Source organism: Morganella morganii H1r, assembly GCF_000633515.1.
GTDB classification, from domain to species: Bacteria; Pseudomonadota; Gammaproteobacteria; order Enterobacterales; family Enterobacteriaceae; genus Morganella; species Morganella morganii_B.
The window spans coordinates 1-6,725 of the sequence record NZ_AYMP01000060.1 but is presented as its reverse complement, the minus strand read 5'-3'; the positions used below and the strand labels follow the sequence as shown (position 1 = coordinate 6,725).

The 6,725-nt window shown below is 47.8% G+C and carries 10 protein-coding genes; all 10 read right to left on the bottom strand.

All coding sequences use genetic code 11. The features are described 5' to 3' along the window. Nucleotides 1-174: 174 nt before the first annotated feature. On the bottom strand, nucleotides 175-969 hold the full coding sequence (locus tag U868_RS26075) for a Rha family transcriptional regulator (protein ID WP_025155107.1): 795 nt from the start codon (nucleotides 967-969) through the stop codon (nucleotides 175-177). 283 nt (nucleotides 970-1,252) lie between these two features. Then, nucleotides 1,253-1,948 (bottom strand): lambda exonuclease family protein, encoded by a 696-nt coding sequence (locus U868_RS0121660; RefSeq protein WP_025155106.1) that lies wholly within the window; start codon nucleotides 1,946-1,948, stop codon nucleotides 1,253-1,255. Between the two features lie 2 nt (nucleotides 1,949-1,950). Beyond that, the gene (locus tag U868_RS0121655; protein WP_025155105.1) at nucleotides 1,951-2,832 is read right to left on the bottom strand and encodes a recombinase RecT; all 882 of its coding nucleotides are present in this window, start codon (nucleotides 2,830-2,832) and stop codon (nucleotides 1,951-1,953) included. Between the two features lie 47 nt (nucleotides 2,833-2,879). After that, nucleotides 2,880-3,071, bottom strand: coding sequence for a hypothetical protein (locus U868_RS0121650; RefSeq protein ID WP_025155104.1), 192 nt, complete (start codon nucleotides 3,069-3,071; stop codon nucleotides 2,880-2,882). Continuing rightward, complete coding sequence (locus U868_RS0121645) at nucleotides 3,068-3,313, bottom strand: hypothetical protein (protein WP_025155103.1); 246 nt, start codon at nucleotides 3,311-3,313, stop codon at nucleotides 3,068-3,070. The genes U868_RS0121650 and U868_RS0121645 overlap by 4 nt, the downstream gene beginning before the upstream one ends. A gap of 202 nt (nucleotides 3,314-3,515) precedes the next feature. Then, nucleotides 3,516-4,457, bottom strand: a complete 942-nt coding sequence (locus U868_RS0121640) for a hypothetical protein (RefSeq protein WP_025155102.1) — start codon at nucleotides 4,455-4,457, stop codon at nucleotides 3,516-3,518. 28 nt (nucleotides 4,458-4,485) lie between these two features. Next, on the bottom strand, nucleotides 4,486-4,848 hold the full coding sequence (locus U868_RS0121635; protein ID WP_162817278.1) for a hypothetical protein: 363 nt from the start codon (nucleotides 4,846-4,848) through the stop codon (nucleotides 4,486-4,488). A gap of 29 nt (nucleotides 4,849-4,877) precedes the next feature. Continuing rightward, complete coding sequence (locus tag U868_RS24235) at nucleotides 4,878-5,189, bottom strand: hypothetical protein (protein WP_025155100.1); 312 nt, start codon at nucleotides 5,187-5,189, stop codon at nucleotides 4,878-4,880. Further along, complete coding sequence (locus U868_RS0121625) at nucleotides 5,179-5,421, bottom strand: hypothetical protein (RefSeq protein ID WP_205275547.1); 243 nt, start codon at nucleotides 5,419-5,421, stop codon at nucleotides 5,179-5,181. The genes U868_RS24235 and U868_RS0121625 overlap by 11 nt, the downstream gene beginning before the upstream one ends. Nucleotides 5,422-5,484: 63 nt before the next feature. Next, complete coding sequence (locus tag U868_RS0121620) at nucleotides 5,485-5,739, bottom strand: hypothetical protein (RefSeq protein ID WP_240182749.1); 255 nt, start codon at nucleotides 5,737-5,739, stop codon at nucleotides 5,485-5,487. Nucleotides 5,740-6,725: the final 986 nt, after the last annotated feature.

Genomic DNA, 6,725 nt, shown 5'->3' with positions numbered 1-6,725 from the left:
CAATATTCCGCACAGTCATTACCTGCACTGCGCGGTTCTCACATTCTTCGAGTGTATAAATATCATCGGTAACAGGCACAGCAGAGCCGTGCATTACCAGTAGTAATACAAATCCGACTATGGTCATTGTATATTCCGATTAAAAAGCCCCGCGATTGCAGGGCTGATATAGAATTAATTTATTAAAGCAGGATGCTTACCGTTGAGGCTTTCCTGTAGCCGCATCAGGAATGAATAACCGTCTTTGAACCGGTCATATAACCGCCCGGCAATCGGGGAATCGACGCTCATTAATGCCGGATATAATTCAGCCTTCCATGCGGTATAAATCGCCTCGAAGTGTTTCGCCAGTGCATTTACATTATGGACGTCTAAATCTTTATTAACATAAAGGTGGGTAACTTCTCGCGGGTCGTCCTTCGGAATGTACTCGCCATCTAAAGCCAGTCGGTGAATATATTCTATTGCCGCCGGTAATTGTTCAGGTTGTAATTCGTCGATACTTTCCACGCTGAATCTCTGATGAACAATTGAATACGCCTCCGGGTACATCAATCCCTTTTTGCTGACCAGGAGATTAACAGCATCACGTAGTGGTGTGCGCTGGTCAACGGTGGATTTTTTCGGGCTGAATAGTTCGGCTTCCATGCGGTTAAATTCGGCAATATAGGCTTCTTTGAACTGAGCCGCCTTTTTACCGGTGAACCCCATTACCAAAAATACAAAACCGTCTTTGGTCATCTGGTAGTAGGTAACTTCACGAGTAGCTCCCTTGGCAAGTTGTACGTTTTTTATCATTCGCGAAAAGTTGCAGATGATAAAATCCTTTGAGCATTCAAGGGATTCAACCTTTTTGACCACATGATGTGATTGTTTGCCAAAGTACGCAGCTACGTCATCTGTGGTTGTTACAGCTTTGCCATTATGGATAGAAACTTGCGGGGAAGATAATGAAATTTGAGTGTTCATTTTACGCTCCTGTATGATCGTTCATTTCCCATTGTTCAGATGGGCGGTCGGGTACTTGAACACCGCATACAGACGGCCAGCAGTTTTCCCCTTGCGGGTATTTTATGTGCTGCTCGCTACCCGACCATAACAATCTATGGACGTAAAAAATCCACATGGTTATCGGGTGTGGAGACCGCTGTATGAGGTGTGTTCAGCACCTGCAAGCAATCTACCGTAACCCGTCATAACCGTCAAGCCTCAGCATCCCTGCATTACGCTTCATCCTGAAACGGTGGGGTTATTAAAGCTGAAATACTTTCCACTGATTACCGTACTCAATGCCGAGTGTGCTTAGTGCGGCATCCATTGCCTCAATAAACTCCGGTATCTGCTGGTCGAATTCCTGCATCATTTTTTCGTCGCGCTCTACCGGTATATGGACAATTTCCTTTCCTCCCGGCATGCGTGGGTCGTAGTTTGCGAAATGCCAAACATCCTTTCCGGTGATCCACATTGAATACTGAACCTGAGCGGTGTATTCCCTTTTCATGGCCTTAATTCCGTTTAAAGCCAGATCAATAAAGACTTCCGTTGTCTTGGGGCATTTAAGCTCAAGGCCAGCGCCGTCACTGCAAATGCCGTCCGGAGAGCATGCTGTCCGCAGTGATTCATCCCTGAAAATTATCGGGTCTTCCGTGACCGTCAGGCCGCTGTAAAACTCGAATGTCATCCGTGCTTCGAGTTCGTAATCCTTTCCCCATTCCAGCGATCTGGCGCTAACATCCTTGCTTACGCCGGTACAGACTTCACCGATAAGCGTATTGAAATACGTCTTTTTGGTATCGCTCCATGTCGTCCCTGAGCGTGGTTTTGTGAGAACTTTCCAGACCTCTGAGGCGGTAATCACCCCGAGGCGCAGTGACATCCATTCTTCACTTCCCTGCGATATTTTTGATAAATCGATGCCGGTTTTGCTGAGAATGATGTCGTTACTGATCATTATTCGCCTGCCTTTTTCCTGAGCATGTCGATGATGGTGTTAGCCTCAAATACGGTGAGCTGTTCTGGGTGGGAGATAGGGCGATTGAATTTTTTGCTGATGAAGGCGATGAAAACCTCACTCCATTCACCATCAACTTTGATCATCAGATCAGATATATCCTTCAGTTGGTCTTCGCTGGCCGGTGTTATGTCTCGCTCCTGATTCTTCGGTGCCTGAAAATCATTTCCTTCACCGGCATCTGTATTTATGTACTCGATAGCCTGATCAAGTCTTTCACGGCGCGGCCAGTATTTGCTGGCGCGTTTGACGATGGTCTTCCTTGCCATCTCTTCCCAGAAGGTCTTCCATGGCCCGTTACTTGCCTTGCTTGTCGCCTCAACAGCTTTGATATCTTCGAGTGTCATTTCTTCCGTGAGATAGTCACCCTCCGCTGTTTTTACCGTGCAATACCCACCGATAACCGCTCCGCGCTCTCCGAACGCGTTATATTTATGGGTGGGGGGAAGTTCCAGTCCGTTGGACTCATAAACATCTTTTTCATGTACCAGCTTGCATTGCCCCCAGATGATCGCTTTTGTTGCCTGGGCAAGATGAAGCAGACCCATGTAACTGATATCAAGGCATACCTCACCTTTCCGTGGGACAAGATATGCTAACTTACTGGCCGGATTCAGGGTTATCCCGATGGCTGCGACGTTGATAATTGCATTCTGTGCGCTGGCCTGATTCTTTAACGCAGCCTCTGCCAGTTTGTCGTTTTTCTGGAATGCCTGAATAGCAAACTGGCTTTCCTTAGCCCATGTTATTGTTTGCTCTGTCAATGCGCTGCTGAACAACGTCTCCTGCTGTTGTACAAATTCAATAATTGATGTGCTCATTTCTCCTGTCCTTTCTTGTATGGCGATTCCATTCGCAGATGCTGTCGTTAAAGATGCTGTTGATAAATGGCAGCATAGTGATCCCTGATTTCCGCCGTTACCCCATAAAGAGAATTCCATATCTCGTTTTGGAGTTCCTCGCTGACTTCATCCAGAAGGCGCTGAGGGAGTTTATTAAAGGCATCCGTTGCCCGTTCGCTGACTTCCAAGTCTTCATCCTGTGCTGCGTATGCGTTCATGCTGCGCTCCTCCCTGCAAGCTGTGCGATAACGTCCATGTCGAACCCTGCTTTCCGTAGCGCTTCAACGGCTGATTGCTCATCCATGCTCTGCAGCCAGTTACCGACTAACTCCTGTATGTCGGCATCGCTATTTCCTATAGCCTCAGAATCAAGGCCGTTGATAAATGTCCTTCCGTGGGTAGTGATTACCGACTCGCCGGTTCTGCTGGAAACGCTGAAGTGGTCGCAAGTTATCTGCATACCTGCCTCCCGTAACTTTCTCTGAGTAATTCCATTGCTAACCACCAGATGTCATCGCATTTCTGGCGTATAGCTACCCGCGCCTGTGCTTGCGCCAGACGGAAAACGTTCTGATTGATAGTCATGTGATTACCGTAAAATTAGTAAGATGAGTGATGCTGATATGAATAGGGTGACTGCGTAGAATGCGCTGGTCATGGCATCAGTAATTGATTTTTACTGATGACACCGCTCCTTTGGCGATGGCAATGATGCATGCCTTTGCACAATCTTCTGGGATGCCTGTGGCGATTAAATCCTGCATCGCCTGGTTATTTACTTTAGCTCTGTGCGCAGTATCAGCCTGGCGCTTTAATTCTTCCTGCTTCTGGCGCTCAATCTCCGCCAGTCGTGTGCGTTCGGATTCCTCTGCCTTGCGCCGCTCCGCTTCAACTGCGGCCCGCTTTTCACGCTCAGCCTTCGCGATTGCTTCCTGCTTTTCACGTTCTGCGCGTTCCTGTGCCTCTCTGGCCTCACGCTCGCGCTTAGCTGCCGCCTCGACTTCCTGTCGTGCTTTTAATTCCGCCGCTTCACGCTCCTGTTTGGCTTTAAGCTCCGCCGCCTCACGGTCACACTGTGCTTTTTGTTCGGCTTCGATTCGCGCCTGCTCTGCTGCCTGACGCTTGATTTCGTTTTCATGCTCAATGCGTTTGCGTTCTTCTTCGGCCTTGCGCAGGTCATGCAGTTCATTCATCTGCAATGCTTCTTCATGGTCACGCTCAATTTTCTTAACCAGTTCTTCCGCTGCCACACGCGCTTTTTCTGCATCTTCCCAGGCTGTTACCGGCTGGCGAATTTCTTCGCTCAGCGCGTCGAGCTCATCCCGGCACTGCTTGCGACTGGCATCCACTTTTTTCGGCAGCTCTTTCAGTTCATCAACAACAGCCTTTCCGGCTTTGTCGATGTATGTTTTTGACTGCGTAACTTTGTAGGCCAGTGATTTGATAGCATCGCGATTCTTGGCTTTCGATAAATCAGTATCGAGTAATGCCTGCTCTGCGAGTGCTTTCTCCCGGATGCCAGACAGCAGTACCTGAACCTTATCCTGCGCTGTAAAAAGGTCGAGCGCTGTCGCTGGTTCGATAACGACCAGTTCGTTTGCCATAATTAACTCCGTTTATTTATAGGGTGGGTTACTTCTGTGTGAAAGAGAGCAGGGCGGCTATGTGGGTCTCTGCTGCCTCTTTGGTTAGGTGAATAATACCCTTGTGCAGTCGCTCAGAATCTATGTGGTCACAATTCCAAATCGCGGAGAACACGCCATCCGCAGTCGATGCTCCATAATATAAATCACCTTCTTGCAGTGGCTCCCGCACCGGCTCCGGAACCTGATGACCGTTAATGTCGATGTAGCGAGGCTTTAGCCGATATTCTTCTTCACGAATGAACGATGAAGAGAGGCTCATTTCAATCCATCCGTATTCTTCACCGGCGTAAATTTCGAAGTGCTCATTCCACCAATAATCCGTCTTCGCTATCTCTGCTGCCTTAGCCATAAGGTCAGCATGTGGGTGTCCTGACATTGTTAACCTCCGAGTGCTTTGTTGATTGCCTTTGTTGCTGCCCGGCCTTCCGTTGTGTCTTCCAGTCTCCAAAAGCCAGCATCTCCGGAATCAGCGAGTTGTTTGTAACTTTCAAACAAGCCAATTAACGCATCCAGCAAGTCCGGCGCTACCGCCATCAGTTTCGCATTAGCGGTCGCTTTTTCCTTTCCGATGCCTTTCCCCAGAACCAGACAAAGTGTTTTTCCGTCTCCGTGAATAGCACCGCCTGCTGTTTCATTAAGTCCGTGGCTGTCTGCATGTAACCACGGCCCCGGCGTACCCTTAAATTCCATGTTGTTTCTCCCTTGCTCTGAGCATTGCGTCTGCCTGTGCATAAGCAGCATTGGCTATTAATTGCTGCTCATTACTATCTAAAGCTAACGGGACTGATGCCATAGCCTTTGCTGCAAAATAATCGCGCAGCGACATGCCCATACCTTCAATCCTGGAACCGTCTACCATATCTATTTTTACCGGGAATGCAGATTCACCTGCTCTTTTTAATAGCGATATTTTATGTTCCACACTTCCTCCTATGCACTTCCCTGTGCTACGTGATGTCCGAATAGTTATCCCCGCTGCGGGGTGTTAGTCATACTTAACGCCGCAGAAAGGGCAGTAAGACATTTTTACGCAGTTACTGAGACGGGTAATATTTTTTGCCATCTCACCGCTTTTCTTTTTAGCCCGGTATGCGAGTTTGTAATTTAGCATTACGTAGGATTTGCCATCTTCAAGAGACAGCATTTTGTTATCCCAATCTGTTCTAAAATCAATTATTTCGCCACCGTCAGGAACCTGTTGTGAAATGTGCTTTTTAATTTTCTCGCCCATTTCATTCATGCAGTTGCACATAACGTTATCCTTTCGTGATTGTGTTGTTAGTCAGTATTGGTGATTGGTGGCAGGTGCTGATCTCCTGCTTGCCGGATTTTCCCGGTCATAGTGTGTTAAGCCACGTCTCCCCCACGTCATCACCGCTCTCAATTATTGCTATCTGAGGTTAGGGTGGGGACTAATACGCGTCAGCCCGCGCATTCACCAATCCCAATACTGACTGGATGCCCGTCTTTCCGGGCTGTCAGTCTCCAAGCCACTCGACGTAATTCAGATAATGGATAACGTCTTCATCTGTTGGTTCTCGATTCTCTTTGTTGCACTCTTTGCAGTTTGTTGCCGCTACCGGTTGTCCCATGCACCCGCATTCTCTGCCTGAGCAGCATGTGATGAGCTCAATGCCATCCGTGCATTTTTTGTTGCTACAAGTCATATCCATCTCCTGTTGTTAACTCATCACAGCCCACTCACCGAATGGGCTGTGATGAAGTGCCGGATTAACCGCTCCGGCGGGCGGGTGCTCTCACATACATGAGAACCGGGCCGATCGTCCTAATTTAGATTCTCCAATTACATTTATTCACTACATAAATCCTCCGATGCTGACGGTGCTTTATTAATTCCTGACGCGACCGATTTAGCGCCTGTTCTGGTGTTCTCTATTAATAAATCTCTGCGCTCACACAACCCATCCCGCCAGTGTTGCCCGTTCACGACCGTGATCACTTTCGTGCGGTGCTAATCTTCACGCCACCCATTAGGCGCTACATCGCATTTGTGCGTTGGGGTCTAAACAGGTGGATTGTGCTGTTTCGACTTTCTAATTTGTTAAAGAGCCAGAAGGTGTTTTCATACTGTGGTTGCCTTCGATGGATATAAATATAGCCAAAGATATTTGTCATGTAAATAGCCAAAGATATATAAAATATAGATAAGGGTATAGGTGGATGATTGTTAAGTGAATTTATTTTCAAAAAATCGTCACGCTTGGA